At 28.5% G+C, this 21,741-nt stretch carries 15 protein-coding genes; 11 read left to right on the forward strand and 4 right to left on the reverse strand.

What is annotated here, in order from left to right:
• The first annotated feature begins 14 nt into the window (after positions 1 to 14).
• Genes F3K33_RS05090 through F3K33_RS05100 form a run of 3 tightly spaced genes read left to right on the forward strand, consistent with a single transcriptional unit; the run spans position 15 to position 2,683 of the window.
• The gene (locus F3K33_RS05090; protein ID WP_023975266.1) at positions 15 to 806 is read left to right on the forward strand and encodes a PTS mannose/fructose/sorbose/N-acetylgalactosamine transporter subunit IIC; all 792 of its coding nucleotides are present in this window, start codon (positions 15 to 17) and stop codon (positions 804 to 806) included.
• The gene (locus F3K33_RS05095) at positions 799 to 1,599 is read left to right on the forward strand and encodes a PTS system mannose/fructose/sorbose family transporter subunit IID (RefSeq protein ID WP_023975265.1); all 801 of its coding nucleotides are present in this window, start codon (positions 799 to 801) and stop codon (positions 1,597 to 1,599) included. The genes F3K33_RS05090 and F3K33_RS05095 overlap by 8 nt, the downstream gene beginning before the upstream one ends.
• A gap of 28 nt (positions 1,600 to 1,627) precedes the next feature.
• The gene (locus F3K33_RS05100; RefSeq protein WP_017212704.1) at positions 1,628 to 2,683 is read left to right on the forward strand and encodes an SIS domain-containing protein; all 1,056 of its coding nucleotides are present in this window, start codon (positions 1,628 to 1,630) and stop codon (positions 2,681 to 2,683) included.
• A 255-nt stretch (positions 2,684 to 2,938) separates the two neighbouring features.
• Here the strand turns inward: F3K33_RS05100 and F3K33_RS05105 are convergent, their stop codons facing one another.
• Positions 2,939 to 4,417, reverse strand: a complete 1,479-nt coding sequence (locus tag F3K33_RS05105; protein ID WP_023975264.1) for an oligosaccharide flippase family protein — start codon at positions 4,415 to 4,417, stop codon at positions 2,939 to 2,941.
• A gap of 180 nt (positions 4,418 to 4,597) precedes the next feature.
• Between F3K33_RS05105 and F3K33_RS05110 the strand changes: the two genes are divergently transcribed.
• Both F3K33_RS05110 and F3K33_RS05115 read left to right on the forward strand, forming a co-directional pair.
• Positions 4,598 to 5,473, forward strand: coding sequence for a helix-turn-helix domain-containing protein (locus F3K33_RS05110; protein WP_023975263.1), 876 nt, complete (start codon positions 4,598 to 4,600; stop codon positions 5,471 to 5,473).
• 259 nt (positions 5,474 to 5,732) lie between these two features.
• Positions 5,733 to 8,672 carry a DEAD/DEAH box helicase gene (locus tag F3K33_RS05115; RefSeq protein WP_039769794.1) on the forward strand — a complete coding sequence of 980 codons (2,940 nt, stop codon included), beginning with the start codon at positions 5,733 to 5,735 and terminating at the stop codon, positions 8,670 to 8,672.
• Positions 8,673 to 8,957: 285 nt separating this feature from the next.
• Here the strand turns inward: F3K33_RS05115 and F3K33_RS05120 are convergent, their stop codons facing one another.
• Positions 8,958 to 9,824: a MurR/RpiR family transcriptional regulator gene (locus F3K33_RS05120; protein ID WP_011968316.1), complete on the reverse strand. Its 867-nt coding sequence runs from the start codon at positions 9,822 to 9,824 to the stop codon at positions 8,958 to 8,960.
• 574 nt (positions 9,825 to 10,398) lie between these two features.
• On the opposite strand from F3K33_RS05120, the gene F3K33_RS05125 reads away from it, so the two are divergent.
• The 3 genes from F3K33_RS05125 to F3K33_RS05135 all read left to right on the forward strand — a co-directional run bounded on the left by F3K33_RS05125 (position 10,399) and on the right by F3K33_RS05135 (position 12,804).
• On the forward strand, positions 10,399 to 11,226 hold the full coding sequence (locus F3K33_RS05125) for a Cof-type HAD-IIB family hydrolase (RefSeq protein WP_039769797.1): 828 nt from the start codon (positions 10,399 to 10,401) through the stop codon (positions 11,224 to 11,226).
• A gap of 40 nt (positions 11,227 to 11,266) precedes the next feature.
• Entirely contained in the window at positions 11,267 to 12,052 is a 786-nt protein-coding gene (locus tag F3K33_RS05130; RefSeq protein WP_023975260.1) for a histidinol-phosphatase HisJ family protein, read from the forward strand.
• A gap of 239 nt (positions 12,053 to 12,291) precedes the next feature.
• Complete coding sequence (locus F3K33_RS05135; RefSeq protein ID WP_039769800.1) at positions 12,292 to 12,804, forward strand: GNAT family N-acetyltransferase; 513 nt, start codon at positions 12,292 to 12,294, stop codon at positions 12,802 to 12,804.
• A 100-nt stretch (positions 12,805 to 12,904) separates the two neighbouring features.
• On the opposite strand, the gene F3K33_RS05140 is transcribed toward F3K33_RS05135, so the two are convergent.
• Positions 12,905 to 14,140: an MFS transporter gene (locus F3K33_RS05140; RefSeq protein WP_039769802.1), complete on the reverse strand. Its 1,236-nt coding sequence runs from the start codon at positions 14,138 to 14,140 to the stop codon at positions 12,905 to 12,907.
• Between the two features lie 170 nt (positions 14,141 to 14,310).
• Here F3K33_RS05140 and F3K33_RS05145 point away from each other — a divergent pair, with 170 nt between their 5' ends.
• Positions 14,311 to 15,765 carry an MDR family MFS transporter gene (locus F3K33_RS05145; protein ID WP_023975257.1) on the forward strand — a complete coding sequence of 485 codons (1,455 nt, stop codon included), beginning with the start codon at positions 14,311 to 14,313 and terminating at the stop codon, positions 15,763 to 15,765.
• 339 nt (positions 15,766 to 16,104) lie between these two features.
• On the opposite strand, the gene F3K33_RS05150 is transcribed toward F3K33_RS05145, so the two are convergent.
• The gene (locus F3K33_RS05150) at positions 16,105 to 16,653 is read right to left on the reverse strand and encodes an ECF transporter S component (protein WP_023975256.1); all 549 of its coding nucleotides are present in this window, start codon (positions 16,651 to 16,653) and stop codon (positions 16,105 to 16,107) included.
• A gap of 281 nt (positions 16,654 to 16,934) precedes the next feature.
• On the opposite strand from F3K33_RS05150, the gene F3K33_RS05155 reads away from it, so the two are divergent.
• On the forward strand, positions 16,935 to 18,164 hold the full coding sequence (locus F3K33_RS05155; protein WP_039769804.1) for an exonuclease SbcCD subunit D: 1,230 nt from the start codon (positions 16,935 to 16,937) through the stop codon (positions 18,162 to 18,164).
• The gene (locus F3K33_RS05160; RefSeq protein ID WP_023975254.1) at positions 18,139 to 21,630 is read left to right on the forward strand and encodes an AAA family ATPase; all 3,492 of its coding nucleotides are present in this window, start codon (positions 18,139 to 18,141) and stop codon (positions 21,628 to 21,630) included. Before F3K33_RS05155 ends, F3K33_RS05160 begins: the two co-directional genes overlap by 26 nt.
• Positions 21,631 to 21,741: the final 111 nt, after the last annotated feature.

The raw sequence follows: 21,741 nt of genomic DNA on the forward strand, positions 1-21,741 counted from the left end.
GGAGGTAAAAAATTATGATAGCACAAGCAATTATGCTGGGATTACTTGCAGGAATAGGTATACTGGATGGACGTATTTTTGGGCAGATAATGCTTGAAAGACCAATAATCACAGGTGCCTTAGTAGGACTAATTTTAGGCGATTTAAAAACAGGTATTATTATAGGAGCTCAACTTGAACTTATATGGATGGGTATTGCAGGAATAGGCGCAGCAACACCACCAGATGTTGTAACAGGTGGTATATTAGGAACAGCTTTTGCAATATTATCTGGAAATGGTGTTGAGGTAGCTCTTGCTATAGCAGTACCAATTGCAGTTTTAGCACAATCATTAGGCGTATTAGTAAGAATAATAAATTCTTATTTTGCTCAAAGGGCAAGTGCATATGCTAAAAAGGCTGACTTCAGGGGGATTGCAATAATGATGTGGATCCCGGTTATGTTATTTTTCCTAAGCACCTTTATTCCAACATTCTTAGCAATCATGTTAGGAGCAAATGCTGTTACGGCGTTAATAAATTCTATTCCAAAGATAATTTTAGAAGGGCTTGGAATAGCAGGATCACTATTACCTGCTGTAGGATTTGCACTATTAATGGATATGTTACTTTCAAAGAAAATGGCTGTATTTTTCTTCATAGGATTTTTATTAGCAGCCTACGCTAAATTAGATATAACAGCAATAGCTTTATTTGGAGCATGTGTTGCATTTATACTAAATATTTATATTAACACTAAAGAAAATAGCACAGTTAAGCAGGCAGTTGCGAATAATTTAACGGAAGGGGAGATTGACTTTGAATAAACTAGGTAAAAAAGAGTTAAGAAGTGTATTTTGGCGTTCATTCGCTCTTCAAGGAGCATTTAACTATGAAAGAATGCAGAATTTAGGCTATTGTTATGCAATGTTACCAGTTATCAAAAAACTTTATTCAAAGAAAGAAGATCAAGCTAAAGCTCTAGAAAGACATCTTGAGATATTTAATACAACCCCAGTAATTGTTCCGACAATACTTGGAATTACTGCTGCAATGGAAGAACAAAATTCAAATAATTCTGATTTTGATGAAAGCGCAATTAGTGCAATAAAGACTGCTTTAATGGGGCCTTTAGCAGGAATAGGAGATTCGCTCTTCTGGGGAACATTTAGAATTATAGCAGCAGGAATAGGTGTTTCTCTAGCCAGTGAAGGGAATATATTTGGACCAATACTGTTCTTGCTATTATACAATATACCAGGGTTTGCTATTAGAATATTGGGATTAAAATATGGGTACCAATTAGGAGTTAACTCATTAGAGAAGATACAAAAGCAAGGATTAATGGAAAAAATAATGTCTATAGCAACAACAGTTGGACTATTTGTTGTTGGTGGAATGGTATCTACTATGTTAAAAATAAAAACTCCGTTGGTATTTAATTTAAACGGTGCAAAAGTAGTAGTTCAGGATATATTAGATAAAATATTGCCAAACATGCTGCCACTATTATTTGCCTTCTTTATTTACTATCTATTAAAGAAGAAAGTAAGCATCACTAAAATAACAATAGGTGTTATAGTTGGTGGAATAATATTGCATGCAATATGGCTATTATAATAAAAAATAAGAGAAAGAGGTAATAAAAATGAGAATACAAGATTATATGTTAGAAACTCCAACTAAAATGAAGGAGATAATCTCAAAATCTGATGAATTATTTAAAGAAATAATAAAGGAAGATATAGATAAAATTATAATTACAGGATCAGGAACAAGTTATCATTCAGGGGTACAAGTACAAACTTATTTGCAAGGAATATTAGATGCTGAAGTTATAGCAATGTATCCATTTATGATAACTAAAGATACATTCAAAGGTAAAAACGAAAAGACATTGATAATAGGAATATCACAAGGCGGAAGTAGTTATTCGACTTATAATGCAATGAAATTGGCAAAGGAATGTGGTTGTATAACTGCATCTATGGCTGGATGCGAAAATGCTTTAATAGATGAGGCTGCAGATTATATTTTAACAGTATACTGTGGAGAAGAAAAAGCTGGAGCTAAAACTAAAGGTTTTTATTGCACAAAGTTAAACTTAATGCTTCTTGGACTTAAATTAGGAAAAGAAAATGGACAAATATCTGAAGAAAAATACAAAGAAGAAATAGATAAAATATTAGATGCTAGCGATAGATTTGAAGACGTATATAAAAAGTCAGAACAATGGATTGAGAAAAATAAAAGTAGATTAGTAGAAGCTAAGGAAATAAGAATAATAGGTCCAGCAGAATTATATGGTGATACTTTAGAAAGTGCATTGAAGTTATTAGAAACTATGAGAGTGCCTGTTACAGGATATGAATTTGAAGAATTTATACATGGTATATATAATGCAATAAATAGTGATTCAACAATATTTATATTAGATACAGGAAAAGAACCAAGAGTAGCAAAAATGATTGAAGTTTTATCTGAATGGACAAGCAATATTTATGTAATAGGACGAAATGTTGCTTCGGATGATAGAAATCTACAAATAAATGTGAGTGAAGATGAACATCATCAAACATTTAATTTCATAGTGCCAATGCAATTAATATGTGGAGAGATACCTAATTTAAGAGGTGTTAATCCGAGTATACCAAAAGATCCTCAATTTCATATGAAACTTGGAAGCAAGAGAATTAATAAATAATCTGTAATAAAAATAATTGTTAATAAGTTGGTTGCGTAAAAATTCTATAATAATTATTTAAACGTATTGATGAAAAAATGTTATTAGGCTAATAATTTATTTTGAGTTTTAATTGAAATTGAATATATTAAGTTTATTGTAAAATTTAGAACAGTAAATAGTTTTTTATAAAAATAAACTATTTACTGTTTCTTCTATTTGAAAAGAAAGTACAATACACCATTTTTTATATCCGTTCTAATTAACTAGAAAGATCTACATTATTCTGTGATTATATAACACTTTTAATTTTTTAAAGACTATGCTTAATAATCCAAAGAACACACCATCTCTTGTTGCTATAAGAATTATAAAGTAAATACTGCAACAAGCAAGTATATCAAGTATACATGATAATATAGTTCCAGATATAAATTTATTTATAACAAAGGTTATTGGGATAAATATTAAAGAGTAATACAAATACTTCAAATTCTCAAAAGCGAATAATCTTATATTTATGTTAAGTTCATTTTTTACTAATCTATATTCTAAAGCCATAACTACTAAATTTGAAATTAAAGTTGTTGCTATTACTTTTGTTGGTGTGAACATATCTGTAAATATTAAAAGCGCATTTAAGATTAAATTTAATATCCCTCCAATGAAAACTAATTTAGCATCTGTTTTTTCTCTCCCGAAAATATAAATTATCTGATCTGAAATAATTCTATCAATTCCAATAGTCAGCATATATATTGAAAACACCATTAGTATTGGTACAGCTGGAAGATAGATATCAGTACCTTTGCCCATAATCATAATAACCTGTTTAGAAACTCCAAGTAATCCTATTGAGGCTGGAAATAAGAATAAGAAATATATTTTAATTACCTTATTTAATAAATTCAAATAGATTTCTTTTGAATGATTTTCTAAATAGTTTGAAAGTCTAGCCATGGAAACTTGAACTATTGTAAACATTAAGATATCTATCATTGACATTATCTTTTGGGCCACTCCATAATATCCTGCTTCTGTTGATCCTAAATTGCTATTTAGCATGTTTTTATCAAGCCAAGTATATAAAATGTATGTGTTGGCAAGTATTACAACTGAAAACATAGGTTTTATATGTTTTTTTATTTGTAAATCTGAGAAGTCAAAGTGTATCTTCTTTTTTATATATATAAAACTGGATATGTTATTAATAAAATTTATACCACAAGTAAGATATATGTAAAATAAAAAATCAGCCTGAGTCTTTACAAAATATATTGTTAATAAATTATATATGATTTTAATTATCATAGTTTTTAATGCTATAAAATCATAATTTTCAAGAGCTTCATTAATCCATTCAACATTGAACATATTAAAAACTATGTTTAATCCCATAACCATGCAAGTATAAAAATATGCATCATTTCTATGTAATATAGTTAAAAAGATAGCATAAAAAATAGAAGTTACAGCTGTTGTTGTGGTGGTAATTACAAATAAACTAGTAATTGTTTTGGTTAGTTTATCCTTATCATCTCTTACTTTGCTTACTTCTCTTAAACCATATTGATACACCCCAAAGCTTGCAAAAATCATAAAAACTGCAGTCCAGGTTTCCCCCATGGTCATATATCCATTTAATTTATCTTGAATTGCACTAAGAACTATTGGCATAACTATTATAGGCAAAATTATATTTGAAACATTTAATACCGCTTTAAAAAAAGCATTTTTAGATATTGATCTAGACATAATTATCTCCTTAAAATATATTGTATTTTGAAGTTTGCAATATTATGGTAATATAGTAATTGAATTGTTTCAATTACTATATATAAATGTCTAAGATAATTGAAAAATATAAAATATTGAGTTGAATATAATTCAACTTATTTGATTATCATTATATGATAACAATATGGAGTGAGGAATTTGAATAAAGATTTATATGAATTTAAAGAAATAGATGAAAAGATAAAGAACAAATTAAATTATATTAAAGCTGATTCAGATATTATGTATAACAATATTAATGAAGTAAAAGCATTAAAAAATGATATATATGAAAAAACATCTAAGGTTTTTACGTACAATCTAAGAAAATTAATTCAATTGGAATCAACACAAAAAAAGTTGGCTGGTAAAATTGGTATATCAGAGGATTTACTATCTAAATATAAATCAGGAGATGCTTTCCCATCTATAGAAACATTACTATATATTTCTGAGGTATATAATATAACAATCGAAAAACTTATTTCTATGCCGCTAACAGCAGAAGATATTGAGAACTTAGAAAATAATAATGAAATTGGATCCGATATTTTTGAAGAGAAATACTACGTTTATTTTTTTGTTACTAATATAGCTAAAGAAGGATCTTTGCATGAAGGAATCGTAGAAATTAAGAATGAAAATGTAAATTTTAAGATTTGTTCAGATGAAAAGGTGATTAAATATTTTATGGGGAAGTATATTGTATCCGATAAAATGATATTTTTTAATTTAAGCAGCTCAAATGATGGAGTTACATATATAAATATGATTAAACCAAACCTCAATAAAAATAAATATACCGGTGGTGTTGCTATGATGATGCTTCCCTCAGATGCGAATAGTAAACCATGTGTTCAAAAGATTTTATTTAGCAAAATCAAGTTGGATAGAGAATTATATTACAATAACCTAAAAGGGATTTTAAATTTTAAAATTGATGGAGTTAATTTAGGTCATGTTAAGCTATCTCAGTGGGAAGATGAGGCGGCATATAATTTTATATTAAAACTAAAGAGTTCTAGGAGAGCTTAGTGTTTCAGCACTAAGCTATTTTTTGGCTATTTAGGAAATTATAATTCAGTAAAATCTGTGGACGAGGAGATACTCCTTGAGGGTATAACTTTTTGATCAAAGATAAAAAATCTAAACTACTATGTTATAATATATTTTATGCAAAAATAGCATTATTGAAATGCAAGTATTAGAGGTAAAAGTGATATTTAATTTATAATTTATAGATTAAATAAATGGCTAGAATCTTATTTGTGCTTGTCACGAAAGAGGTGATTACTTGAAACTAGAAGAATTAAAGTCAATATTATTTAAATCAGCTTCATCTACTATGAAAAGAGAGGGAGAGGTTAAATTTAATAATGGTTTAGTCACTTATTTTAAGGGGAAAAAGATAGATAATATATATCATATTTATGGAAGAGTTACGGATAAAAATAGAATTAACGAATTTAGTACACATATTAAGATCAACCTTCAAAAGAAAAAACTAGAGAGCGCTAAGTGTTCCTGTGACGAGTTTAAAGAGTTTACTTCGAGTGGATATACATTAATGTGTAGTCATATAACTGCTACTGAATATAAGTTTATTAGCTTGCTTGAAAGCGATAATGATAAAGAAGAAAATTCTGAAGAGAAAACTGCAGAAAAATATAAAATATGGGGAAATGATCATAGCACAAGGCTTATTCGAAAAATAGAAAAAGATTCTCTATATTATGAGGTACAAACACCTTCGAGAAGTGGGAAGCTTATACTTAAGCCAGAGGAACTTAGAAAATTTTTAAAAGGTATAGAGGATAGAAAAATAAAATTTAAGTTTGATTATATTGAAATTACAGCACCAATATTACACAAAGATCTACCTATAACCTTTAATGTTAAGGAAGATAACGGAATGATAGTATTGACGACTCATAAGCAGCTTCCCATTTCATTAAATTCAAACAATGATGTTTATTATTTTAGGAATGAACTCTATTTACCTTCAAAAAATCAAATTGATAATTATGCTAGTTTGCATGAAAGATTATTAGTTTATGGCAGAATTACTTATAGAAAAGATATAGATACTTACACTAAACTAATGTCTCTTTTAAGTAGAATTTCGAGTAACATAAATATTGCGGAAAACTTAAGAAATTATGCATCTAATTTATCAAGACCTGAATTCTTTTTATATGAAGGGAACGGAAAAATTTACTGTGATATATTTCTTAGCTATGGTAGTACAAAAATCAATATATTAGATGAGAGAAATGTTTCACATACGTTCATAAGAGATGATAAAAAAGAAGAAAAGCTTCTTATGGAAGTTGAAAAACTAAGTTTTGTAAAAATAGATAACAGACTTGTATTTATAGGTAAAGATGAAGAGTTGTTTAATATACTAAGCAAAAAAGGAGAGACAATTCACTCGTTGGGAAATGTTATGTTAGGAAACGGCCTTAGCAATAAAAAAATATATAATCTGGATTCAATTAGAGTTGATTTAGATGAAGTGGACGGTAGTTATAATTTCTCTTATAGTATAGAGGAGTTAGGAACAAAGGAATTAAATAGTGCATTAAAGGCATATAAAGATAAAAATAAATTTTACAAAACAAGAAATAATAACTTTTTAGATTTTGAAGATAATGGTGTGAGAAGTTTTTTTAATCTAATTGAAGTGTTAAATATAAATCTGGATTTAAATAATGAAAAAGTTAAAATGGAGAAGAATAAAGCCTTATGTCTATATGAAAATATAAAGAATATAGGGTTAGGAATTATACAGAATTCCAATGAATTAGAAGATATAGAAAATAAGTTAGACAACATAAATAATAAAAATATATCAATCCCAAGTGATTTTAAAGGAATCCTTAGAGAATATCAAATTAATGGATTTAAGTGGCTCAAGACCTTAAGTGAAGTGGGATTTGGAGGAATATTAGCAGATGAGATGGGATTAGGTAAGACAATACAAGTTATAGCATTCTTATTATCAGAGAAGAACAAAAAGACTTGCATAATTTGTCCGACATCATTGCTTTATAATTGGAAAGATGAAATTTTAAGATTTGCGCCAAGTTTAAGGGTTGTGATGGTTCATGGAAGTCAAAGAGATAAAATTATGGAAGATATATATGAGTATGATGTAGTGCTAACTACTTATGGAACATTGAGATTAGATATAGATAATTATAGAGATATTGTTTTTGATTATTGCATAATTGATGAGGGGCAGAGTATTAAGAATTCTGAAGCTCAGAATTCAAGAGCTGTAAAAGAAATTCAGGCAAAAATTAGATTTGCTTTAACTGGAACACCTATTGAAAATAATTTGACAGAGCTTTGGTCTATATTTGACTTTATAATGCCAGTGTACCTCTACGCTAAAGAAAAGTTTGAGGAAAAATTTATTTCAAGAAGGGAAGATAATTTAGAGAATCTTAAGACTATGATAAAGCCTTTTATTTTAAGGAGAACTAAGAAAGAAGTAATGAATGAATTACCAGATAAAATAGAAAAAACTTTATTAGTTGAAATGACCCCTTCTCAAAAAGCTGTGTATAGTAATTATGTAAAAAGAGTAAAAGCTGTAATGAAGAATAACAAAGATGGTAGAATCGAGATATTCTCATATTTAACTAAGCTAAGGGAGATATGTTTAGATCCTTCACTTATACTTGAAGACTATAATGGAGGAAGTGGGAAAATAGAAGAAGTAGCAGGAATTATCAAAAATCATATTGATTCTGGTGGGAAGATACTTCTATTTTCACAATTTACTTCTGCATTAGATAGGATTGGGGATCGCTTAAATAAGGAGAAAATAGAATTTTTCCATTTGAGCGGAAAAACAAGCCCTAAAAATAGAATAAAAATGGTTAAAGATTTTAATACTAATGAGTTTGTGAATGTCTTTTTGATTTCCTTAAAGGCTGGAGGAACTGGACTTAATTTAACATCAGCTAATTTAGTTATTCATTTTGATCCATGGTGGAATCCAGCAGTTGAGGCTCAGGCGACGGATAGAGCTCATAGAATTGGTCAAAGGGATGTAGTAGAGGTGATTAAGTTAGTATCTAAAGGAACTATAGAGGAGAAAATCATTTTGCTTCAAGAAGATAAAAAACAACTTATTGACAGTATTTTAACGGGAGAACTTAAAAATAGCGGCTTATTAGGCAGTTTATCAAAAGAAGATTTACAACAATTGTTTGAGAGAGATTAAATAATTGTTGTATAAATATAAAAAGATATTAGTAAGAAATAATTATGTTGAATGAAGAAAAGCTGGCTAGGTTTTTAATGTTAATTGAAATCTATAAAAATTATATATTTCTATGAGTATAAAATTATCTGAAAAATATTTTCAGATAATTTTATTATTTAAAGGAATATTTGAAAATAAGTACCTGTTTTGATTGCATGTATATAATTATCAATAGTTATCTACTATAATGTAAATGAACAAAATGTAATACTAAGTACGAAGCATAAACATCTAAAGATTAGGTCATTCTTCTACCTGGCGATGATCTAACTTATTAAATTCGTTTAGGCGATACTCCATATTTTTTTCATAATCTTTGTTAAAGATACAAGAGAATATGACATCTAAAACATATTGTGTAGCAATATGAGAAGAATAGTGAGAAATTTTCTTTTTTAAATTTTCTTTACTAGAAACAAATATATGATATTTAAATAACTTAGTTAAATAGTTTTCTTGAGCTGAACAGATAACTAAGGTTTCTATTTCCTTACGTTTTAGAACTAAAGCAATTTCTTTAATTTCAGGTGTCTTACCAGAATAAGAAAGGATAATTGCAACTTGCTTATTTTTATTATTAGAAGCGGCAGCACGGTATACTTGGTTCATTGGAATTAGTGAAACATTAACGTATCTACCGATGCTTTGCATTTTATCTTGAAAGTTCAATGCCGTTTGTATATTATTTGTAACGGCATAAACATCGACTATCTCGGCATTATAAATTAAATCAACAGCATCTTCTAGCTGTTCGGAATTAAAGAAGGAAAAAGTGTTGGTTAAGGTATCAATATAAAGCTGCTTAATGTTACTAGCGATTTGAAACTGTGTATCGTCTTTCTTGAAAGGAAAATTTATATCAATATTTTCTGGCTTATTCATTTTGGAGTATAGTTCTTCAACAAACTTGATTTTAAATTCTTTGAAACCAGTTAATCCGATTTTTTTACATAGTCTGTGTATAGTTGAGATTGATGAAAAAGATACTTTGGCTAATTCATCTAGTGACATACCAGCAACTTGCTCCTGATTTTCCAATATGTAATTTGCAAGTAATTTTTCTGTTTCAGTTAAATTATTAGCATATAAAAGTAAATTATAAATTGTCATGATGATTATCTCCTTGGTGAAGTTTACATTTTTAGATGAATTATTTTATTAATGAATGTCGTGAATAAACAATTAAATTTGTCATTAATACTTTTTAAGGAAAAGTATTATGTATGTTGATAAAACAATTACTCATCATAATTTTAAAAATATTTAAAGAATTTTAGCCGTAATTATGAAATATGCATTATGAATTGCAACATATATATATTTATTTTAGCATTAATAAAAATTATTATCATCAAATTGAACTAAAGAATTATGAACTTAAAATATCAATGGAGTTAGCATATAAATTATATTGTAGAAATTATAACTGGATTTGAGCATCTATTATAAAGATGACTTTTAAAGAGTACAAGCAGTTTCTTTTTTATGAAGAAAATTATTAAGTAGAGTATATATTCACGGCACAAGATTGATACAGTGCTTCATTCTTTGGAGAGTTACAATAAAATCAAATCGCAAATAACTTTTGAAAGTATTGGAAATACACAGTCTTAGAAGCAGATCTTATTTTAAATATTTTAAAAAAGTATATATAAAAATGCGCAATATAGGAGGAGGCAAAATTATGGCATATAAACTAATAGCTTGTGATATGGATGAGACACTATTAAATGATAATCATATAATTTGTCAAAGAAATATTGATTTAATAAAAAGAGCCAAGAAAGAGTATGGAGTAAAATTTGTACCAGCTACAGGAAGAGGTTATTCTTCTATTCAGAAGGACTTGAAAATTTTAGATTTATATGATCAGGTTGGGGAATATATTATTTCCTTTAATGGCGGCGCTTTAACAGAAAATAAGGATAACAAGCTACTGCAATTTAAAGGATTAAGATTCGATAAGATGAAAGAAATTTTTGAGTATGGATTAAATAAGGATGTTTGCATACATGTTTATACAAAAGATAAATTGTATATTTATAATTTATCACAAAGTGAAGAAGAAAGAATTAAAAATCAAAAATTAGAGTGTACTATTATGAAAGAAAATACAGTGGATTTTCTTGAAGAGGAACCAATTGCAAAGATCATATATCAAAATATAAATGTTCAATATTTGATGGGTATTGAGCCAGATATGAGAAGTATTACAGAGGGGTATTGTGCTGTAAGTTATTCGTCAAATCGATATATGGAATTTAATTCATTAGGGGTAGATAAAGGTAGTGGTCTAATTAATTTAGCAAAAATTTTAGATATAGATATTAAAGACACAATTGCTGTAGGAGATAACTATAACGATATGTCTATGTTAAAAGTAGCAGGTCTATCAGTAGCGGCGGGAAATGCAGTTGAAGATGTAAAAAGAGCCTGTGATTATACAACAGAAGCCGATAATAATGAAGGTGTTGTCGCTGAATTAATTGAGAATTTTATATTGAAGAAATAGTAATAATAGTTGTAATAATATTTTAGGAGGAAATTTAATTATGTTAGCTGATTATCATATGCATACAAGTTTTAGCGATGATTCCACTTATCCTATGGAAGATGAGATCAAAAAGGCAATATCTTTAGGAATTGATGAAATATGCTTTACAGAGCATGTTGATTATGGAGTGAAAGTAGATATAAATTGCAATTATATAGATTATATAAATGAATTTAATAGGTGCAGAGAAAAATATAAAGATAAAATTACTATGAAACTTGGAATCGAATTTGGGATGCAAGAACATACTATTGATGAATTTCAAAAAGATTTTAATGAATATGATTTTGATTTTGTTATTCTCTCTTGTCATCAGGTAGATAATAAGGCATTTTGGACACAGGATTTTCAAAAAGGAAAGACACAAAAGGAATATAATGAGAAATATTATGAGGAAATATTAAAAGTAATAAAAAAATATAATGATTATAGTGTTTTAGGTCATTTAGATATGATTAATAGATATGATAAGATGGGAAAATATCCTTTTGAAAAGGTAAGAGATATTGTAAAAGAAATCTTAGTTCACGTAATTTCTCATGGAAAAGGAATTGAAATTAACACATCTTGTTTTAGATATGGGTTAGATGATTTGACACCTTCTAGAGAAATATTAAAGTTATACAGAGAATTAGGAGGAACTATTATTACAATAGGATCTGATTCACATAAGGAAGATGATGTAGGATGCAAGATTTCTTATGTAAAAAATGAACTTAAGGAACTGGGATATAAAGAATTTTGTACATATAAGAAAATGGAGCCAATCTTTCATTGTTTATGATAATAGATGAATAATTAAAAATATTAGTAAAGTTCAGCGTACATTAACTGTAGGTAAATAAGTTCATGTATGCTGTTTTTTATTTAGTTTAATTTATTATTATTCAATTATTTGTAATTAAGTGTTGTTTTATCACTATAAAAATTAATAAAATGGGGATATTAAAAAAATAATTTTACATATTGCACATAGGTGTTAAAATATAGGAAGATTAGTTTATTTTGAAAGGGATATGAAAAATGATAAGAGAAGCAACGGAAAAAGATTTAGCAGATATTTTAGAGATTTACAATGATGCTATATTAAATACAACAGCGATTTATGATTATACTGCTCATAATCTTGAGGAAAGAAAACAGTGGTTTGATGAAAAGAAAAAAGATGGATGCCCACTATTGGTGTTTGAAAAAGATAACAAAGTTGTAGGATTTGCTACATACGGGTCTTTTAGAACTTATCCAGCCTTTAAGTACACAATAGAACATTCTGTATATGTTCATAAAGACTATAGAAATTTAGGAATAGGGAAGATATTGTTAAAGGAATTAATTGATGCTGCTAATAGAGATGAGTACGCAACTATGGTTGCTTGCATTGATAGTTTAAATGACGGTAGTATCAAAATTCATGAGAAATTTGGGTTTAAATACTCGGGAACAGTAAATAAAGCAGGCTATAAATTTGGTAAATGGTTGGACTTAGTTTTTTATCAACTAGATCTAACAGGCCCTAAGTATCCAATAGAAAAGTAATGATTTTTTATATTTTTGAAATAAATAGACGTATTTTAAGAATAATAAAGCACCACCAGATATCATAATTTATAACATCTAGTGGTGCTTTTTCACTTTTCTATTCTGCTGAATCTATTTCACTACTAATTGAGGTATTAAATATTAATGAAGTAAGCATTGCACCTATTAGAAAAAGTATGCCTGCTGAGATGTAGAGAATAGTAAGGGAAAATTGGCTTTTAAGCCATCCTGTAATTGACATTGTAATAACCATGAATCCCATAAACATTGGATTTAATACTCCGTTTACTCTTCCAACAAACTCAGATTTTGTTAATTGAAGAATTAATGTGTTAATACCAATTTGGATGCAAGGCATAAAAAATCCATTAAGGAATTGGAACAATAGAATTATAATCCAGCTTGAAGATAATCCCATGCCAACCATTGAAATGGTGTTAACTATAAGTCCTATTGCAAGAAGCTTTTGGGGCATAACTTTCTTTGAGATTGTCATAACTAATCCGCCACCAATAAACATTGCTGCTCCATTTACCATAAGTAATAATTGAAGATTTTCTTTAGGAAGACCGAGTCTTTCAACAATTAAGAAAACCCCAAGTGGTTGTATGATACCAACAGCAAGGCCTGATACTGCAAAAACAGATCCAAGTATAGTTAGCTCTCTTTGCTGCCAAACATAGGCGAAACCTTCTTTTAATTCTTCTAAGAAATGATTTGTAGTTTCTTTCTTTTCAATTATCTCATCAGCGGGCAATAGAGTTAATACTGAAGCTGATAGTAAGAAAGCTACACCCATTACTGATATAGAAATATCTATTCCAAACTTTTGAAAAGCAATGGTACCTAATGCTGGTCCTATAATCATAAAAATAGACATAAGAGTTTGGAAAATAGCCATTCCAGTTTGCATAAACTCTTCAGGAACATGGACTTTAAATAATTTCATTGCAGAGGGCTGAGAAAACTGAGACAAAATAGATGAAATAAATGTTACAAAAAATACAGCTTCCCAAGTTGCAAAGATTATTGTAAGCAGAACGGCAAAAACAGAAATAGCACTTAGTAAATCACACCAAACCATGGTACGCTTCGGTCGCCATCTATCTGCAAAGGTTCCCCCAATAAATGAAAATATAAATATTGGAGCAAATTCTGCAACTGAAATTAAAGAAACCGCAATGGGATTGTTATTAGTCTTCTCCATTACAAATAACAATATGGCGAAATTACGAACCCATATTCCTATTTGTAGAAAAATAGAAGAAGCTATAATTACTTGAACAAATCTATTGCGAAAAAATGAAGACATTGACATTGTCGATTTTGTCATATAATTACCCCTCTTAAATTATTGAATATTTTATTATATACTATATCATAAATCAGTAGCACATCAAGTTAAAATATTATTATAATGTTGTATAAATAGCTAAGTATATATATAATTATAAAGTTGACCTTAAAATAAACAAAGGAAATTTATAAGGAAGTGATTTAAAGATGAATTCAAGAAAAAGAAGCATTGCAGCAGCATTAATGGTAGCAATGTTTTTAGGGGCAGTGGAAGGAACTGTTGTAACGACAGCTATACCAACAATAGTGAAGGATTTACAAGGATTTGAAATTATTAGTTCAGTTTTTTCAGTATATTTACTAACTTCTGCCATTGCTACTCCTATATATGGGAAACTATCAGATCTATATGGAAGAAAAAATATGCTTTCAATTGGAATAATAATATTTTTAATTGGAAGCTTTTTATGTGGATTATCGCAAACTATGTACATGCTGATAGGAGCTAGAGCAGTACAAGGAATAGGTGCTGGAGCAATATTTACAGTTACATATACAATTATTGGAGATGTATTTACATTAGAGGAAAGACCAAAGATCCAAGGAATAATAAGTTCTGTTTGGGGAATTGCAAGTTTAGTAGGTCCATTTTTGGGAGGGATTTTAATAGATTTATTATCCTGGCATTGGATATTTTTTATAAATCTTCCATTTGGAATTATATCAGTTGTACTTATTCAAAGAAATTTGGATGAAGTTTTCGAAAAGAAAAAACATAGCATAGATTTTGCTGGAATTATAACTTTATCACTGGCGATGGTTATATTTTTGAATATCTTCTTGTCAAATGAAGATATGAGTTCTAGCAATAATATATTTACTTTATTATCCGTTATTGCAACTGTTATATTACTAGTTGCATTCTGTATAATTGAAAGAAAAGCAAAAGAGCCAATTATTCCTTTTGATATATTTACAAAGACAAGTTCAATTGTGAATTTAATAAGCTTCTTGGCTTCAGCTATATTAATGGGTTCGAATGTTTATCTCCCAATATACATACAAAATGTACTTGGATATAGTGCTAAGATATCAGGCTTGGCACTAGCTCCTATGTCATTTGCTTGGCTTATAGCTGCAGTAATTTTAGGAAAGTGTATAGTAAAGTTTGGTGGGAAAATAGTAATACTTATATCTAATGTTATCTTACTAATTAGTACAGCGTTATTGCCTACATTGAATGCAGAATCTTCTATATTATTAGTAATAATATATGCTTTCATAATGGGATTTGGATTTGGTGGAGCATTTACAACTTTAACAATAATAATTCAAGAGTCAGTAGAATATAACAAGAGAGGTGCTGCAACTGCAGCTAATTCATTGCTTAAAACAATAGGTCAAACTATAGGAGTAAGTATATTTGGTAGTATATTTAATATATATATAATTAAGTATTTTACTCAATTAGGAATAAATGGAGTTGATCCAAGTAATTTGTATAATTCAGCGGTAACTGATGAACAGATAAGACTCTCATTAAACAGTTCATTACACTTTTTATTTATAATACTTATAGGAATAGCTGTTATATCGTTACTTTCATCAATGATAATGCCTAAAATAATGGAAAGTTCTAAGACAGAGGAGAACAGAGCATAAAATAGAGGTTGAAAATTTATTAATTACTGTGACTGTATCATATTAAGTTTTTTAATTATTATGATATAGTCACTTCTTTATTATATAAGAGTTTGAATTGGAATGAAATAGGTGGCATCTAGGCCACTCTGAAGCATAAATTATTAATAAAGATAATTCAGAAGGGGACATTTTAAAAGAGAACAAAAAGGAAAATATATTCATCCCCTAGATATTTTTTAGTTAAATTTGAAAATGAAGATAAAAAATCTCAGGATACGGAATCACCTGAGACTTTTAGTGATAGAAAATTTTAAAAATTTCTGTTATAAAAATTTGAATGATTTGTAGAAGCTAAATCTAATGAGCAAATACAGCTTGTTTTGCTTTTGATACAACTGCACTTAATGGCAATGCGATTACTATACCAGTAGATACTTGGATTATGTTCCCTAATATATCTTTAGCTGAATATGCTATTCCTTGTATTAGCCCAATTTTTTCTGTTAAAAAGCCTGATATTATTATTCCAGCAAAAAAATATGCAATCACCATAAATATACCACTGGATACAAATGCAATTGTATACCTCACAGTAACTTTGTTTTCTGACATTTTTTCTAATATAGATCCTGCAATATAAGCCATTCCCCATTTAATAACTAGCGTAAAGGGTGCCCAAAAATAATATCCACCTAATGCATCAACAAGAAACATACCAAGAGCACTTGAAATTGCTCCTTTTTTCTTACCTAGAACTATCACTGATAAGAATACCATACAGTCGCCTATTTGGACAAAGCCTCCAACTGATGGAATTTTAATTATGCTTCCTGCTATATAGGTTAAAGCAATCATTAGCCCCATTAATACTAATTCACTAGTATTTAAAGATTTACTTCTTTCCATAAATATTACCTACCTTTTTTATAAATTACTTGCTGTATATGAATACAGGTTTTTATAGTCTTTGTTTTTTATATCTAGCATGCTTTATACAATAAAACTCAATACAAATAATAAAATCATTATATTAATATATCTAAAATTTATCAAATGTATGGGTACACATAGAAATGATTAGAATAATTCAATCTAGACATATATATCCACAAAATAGTATTGGAAAAAATCTATTTAAGTAGGCTATAATGTAAATATAAATTGGGCCTAATGGGAGGAGATATAATTTGAGAATATTGCATACAGCTGATTGGCATTTAGGCAAGAATTTAGAAGGACAAAGCCGAATGGATGAGCAGGAAGAGTTTTTAAATGATTTTGTTAAGATTGTAGAAGATAATAATATAGATTTAATAATGATTGCGGGAGACGTTTATGATAATCCAAACCCTCCGGCAAGGGCAGAAAAAATGTTTTATGATACTTTAAAGAGACTATCGAAAAATGGGGAGAGACTTACTTTGGTTATATCAGGAAATCATGATAATCCAGAGAGATTGGTTGCGGCAGGTCCACTTGCTCGTGATCATGGAATCATTATGGTTGGAACACCAAAAACTATAGTTCCTTGTGGTGAGTATGGGAAACATAAAGTTTTGTCATCAGGAGAAGGGTATGTGGAAGTTGAAATTAATAGTGAAAAAGCAGTTATCTTAACTGTGCCTTATCCAAGTGAGAAAAGACTGAATGAAGTTATCTATAACTATATGGAAGATGAAGAGGAAAAAGCTAAATCCTATAGTGATAAGATATTTTCTTTATTCAATTCATTAAAAAGTCATTTTAGAGAAGATACAATTAATCTTATAATATCGCATCTATTTGCAATGGGAAGTGAGGAAGGTGGCTCTGAAAGAAGCATTCAATTAGGAGGTGCTTATATAGTAGATGGAAGTTGTTTTCCAAAGGAAGCACAGTATATAGCATTAGGGCATGTGCATAAACCACAAATAGTTCCAGGAACGGATAAAAGAGCAAGGTATTGTGGGTCACCAATTCACTATAATAAAAAAGAGATTAGCTTTGAAAAGAGATGTTATATAGTTGATGCAAAAGCTAATGAAGAATGTGACATACAAGAAATAAACTTAAGGGTATATAAACCAATAGAAATTTGGAAATGCTCAAGTATTGAAGATGCAATATTACGATGTGCTGAAAATAAAGATAAAGATTGCTGGGTGTATTTAGAAATAAGTACAGATAGATACATAAGAGAAGATGAAATAAAACAAATGAAAGAATTAAAAGCAGATATATTAGAGATAATGCCTAAGGTTAAAGGATTGGAAGAAGAGCGTGAATTAAACTTAAGTGAAAAATCGTTTGAGGAAATATTTAAGGAGTTTTATCTTAAAGAAAGGGGCACTCCTCCAGAAGGTGAAGTTATGGAATTGCTTTTATCAATTATAAACGAAGAGGGTGGAACAGATGAGACCAATCAAATTGAGGATTAAGGGCTTAAATAGCTTCATGGATGAACAAATTATAGATTTTGATAAATTAACAGATAGAGGATTTTTTGGAATCTTTGGACCAACTGGAAGTGGGAAATCAACCATATTAGATGGAATAACTCTAGCATTATATGGAAATGTATCAAGAAAAAGCTCCAATTTTATAAATACTAATTGTGACAGATTAAATGTAAATTTTGAGTTTCAAATATCAGGTAGTGAAATAAGAAAATATATCATTGACAGGGAGTTTAAAAGAAAAAAAGATGGTGGAATAAGCTCTGGAAAATGTAAAATCGTTGAAGTAACAAGTTCAGAAGAAGAAATTTTAGCAGATGGAGTTAAAACTATAAATAAGAAAGTTGAGGAGATAGTAGGTCTTAATTTAGAAGATTTTTCGAGAACTGTTGTTTTACCTCAAGGGAAGTTTAGTGAATTCTTAAAACTTGAAGGCAAAGATAGGCGTGATATGCTTGAAAGGTTGTTTAACCTTCAACAATTTGGAGACAATTTATCCAGAAAACTTAGTGCAAAGATAAGCAAAGAGCGAACTGATAGCAATATTTTAGCGGGACAATTAAGCGGATACAGCGATGTTAGTCAAGAAAAATTAAAAGAAAAGGAAGATTCGTTTAATGAATTAAAAAATAATCTGGAAGATTTAAAAAAGGAATTAGATATAATAGAAAAGAAGCATAAAGAAAATGAAGAAATATGGAAGCTACAGCTTGATTTATTAGAGTATAAAAATAAAGAACAAAAATTAAAGGAAAAAGAGGAAAAGATAAATTCATATCTAGAAAAGATAAAGCTAGGTGAAGCAGGCGCAAAGGTGCTACCTTATTTAAATGCATTTGAAAGCACTAGAAAAGCCTTTGATAAAAATGAGGTTGAGCTAGAAGAATTAAAATTAAAGATAGATAATATAAAAGAAGAAAAAGAAAAAATCGAGCAACTTTGGTGTATGGCAAAATATAAAAAAGAGAATAAACTTCCTCAATTAATGATGCAGGAACAAAAAGTTAAAGATGCTATTGAAGAAAAGAATTTGATACGTGAGATAGAAAATAAAATAGATTTATTAAAGGCACAAATTAAAGAATGTGATGCTAAAAATAATAGTATACAGAGTGAGCTCATTAAAATAGAAGAAGAAATAAGTAATAAAAATAAACTAATAAAAGAAGACGAAAAAACATATGATAATTTGAAAATTGAAGAAAGCTTAAAAGAGGCAGTTCAAGAAGGAATAATTGTAGAAGAAAAGTTAGAAAAAATAAATGGAATTCTAGTTAAGGATAAGCAAAAGAAAGCAGTTATTGAAAAAGAAAATAGTGAAACTATACTTAAAGGAAAAGCCTTAAGAGAAGTTTTAGATAAAGAAAAAAAGAGTTTGGAAGATAAAGAGAAACAACATGAGTTTTTACTTAAAAATTCGCCAGGTGAACAAAAAGATTTAGTTAATTTAAAACAGTTAGTAGTGGAAAATGAGCAAAAATGGAGCAGTTATGTAAAGCTGAACAAAGAAATAGATTTCTCTAGAGAAGAGATAAAAAACTTACAAATAGATATATTAAGTAGAAGAGAAGAAGAAAAGCAACTTGAAAAAGAACTAGAGGAAATAAAAAATACTCAAAAGGAGATTATGAGAGAAAATTTAGCACATACTCTTAGACAGGAACTTAAAGATGGAGATACATGTCCTGTATGTGGTTCGACTCATCATATGAAAGAAAATATTAGGATATTTGAAGTTCAAGATGTGAAGAATGTAGAGGGAAAAATAAAACTAAAAGAAAATTCAATAAAGATTATTAGTAGTAAAATAACTCAAGGTGAAACTAAGGTAAATAGTTTTAACGAAAAAATTAAAGTTAATCTCGAAGAAATTGAAAAGCTCGGAACTGAGTTTAAGGAAAAAACTTTGGAAGAGTTAAAGCAGGGATTTATAGATTTAGAAAAAGCTTTAGAAAGTTATTCTAAAGATAAGGAAGAACTTGAAAAAAGTGTTAATAGGTTAAGGAATGAAATTAATATTAAAACTGGAGAAATAAATGAATTACGAGCAGTAGTTAGAACTAACCAAAGACAGCTTGAAGATTTGGAAAAGAGTATTACAGAAAATACAGAAGAATTGAATATTCTAAAAAATAGATTGGATTCGCTAAGAGCAAAGACATTAGTAAGTGATTTTAATAAAAAAAGCGAAGAAATTAAAGCCGTTGAAAAAGAGAGAGAAAGATTATCAAAGGTTATTAAATCTAATAGAGAGCTAATAGAAAAATTAGAAAAGAATAAAGAAAATTTAAGTAATGAAGTAATCTTAGTAAAAGAAAACTTAACTAAATATAATACAGAATTAAGTAGTTACGAAAAAAGTAAAGAAGAAAAAATACAAGCGATAAAGAATAAGGTTGATAATGCAGATGATCTGGTTTCACTATTACATAAAATTCAGGAGAATATTGAAAATATTAATAGTGAGTTTAAGGAAAGTGAAAACAATAAAAATAAAATAGAGAAAGAATTTAATGAAAACAATGAAAGGTTAATTTCTGCAATCAGTAAATATAAGGAATTAAGTAAACGAAAAAAAGATGAAGAAGCTCAGTTAGAAGTTGCAATAGACAGTGAAGGATTTAATTCCCTTGACGATGTCAAAAAAAATATAATTGGAAAAGAAGAAATTAATGATTATAAATTAAAAGTAGAAAGTTATAAAAGTGAAGTGTCAAAAGTGAATGGAGCAATTGAAAGTTTACTTAATAAAATAGATGGTAAAGAGTTAAGTGAAGAAGAATATACAGAAATAAAACTCTTAAAAGATATTAAAGAAAAAGAGTTCAATGAAATTAATGAAAACAAAATTAAGGTAGATGAAGAATTAAAAAACATAAAAAATAAGCTGGAAGAACAGAAAGATCTCTTAGATAAGAAGATGAAACTAGAACATAAATTGGCTCTTCTTGGTGATTTGGAAAAGTTATTTAAGGGAAAGAAATTTGTTGAGTTTGTAGCAGTAAGCAAGCTTAAGTATGTTTCAATTGAAGCATCTAAGAGATTAAAAGAGATAACTCATGGAAATTATGGACTAGAGGTTGATGACAATAGCAGATTTATAATTAGAGATTATAAAAATGGTGGAGCCAAAAGAGACTCTACTACTTTATCAGGAGGAGAAACATTTTTAGCATCCTTATCATTAGCTTTGGCATTATCAGCACAGATTCAGCTTAAGGGAACAGCACCATTAGAATTATTTTTCCTTGATGAAGGATTTGGTACTTTAGATGATGATCTACTTGAAGTTGTTATGAATTCGCTAGAAAGGATTCATAATGAAAAATTAAAGGTCGGCATAATAAGCCACGTTGAAGCAATAAAGAATAGAGTACCAGTGAAACTTATGATTACTCCTGCAGAATCAGGTATGGGTGGGAGTAAAGTTAGAATTGAAAGAAACTAAATTTATAAAAATAACAAGTTATTGTATTAATCTATAACTTGTTATTTTTTGTGTTAATTGGTAATTAAGTGCTATAATATAAATTGTAATTAGATTACGAAAATAAAAATT

Origin of the sequence: Clostridium beijerinckii (assembly GCF_008705175.1) — a bacterium.
GTDB classification, from domain to species: Bacteria; Bacillota; Clostridia; order Clostridiales; family Clostridiaceae; genus Clostridium; species Clostridium beijerinckii.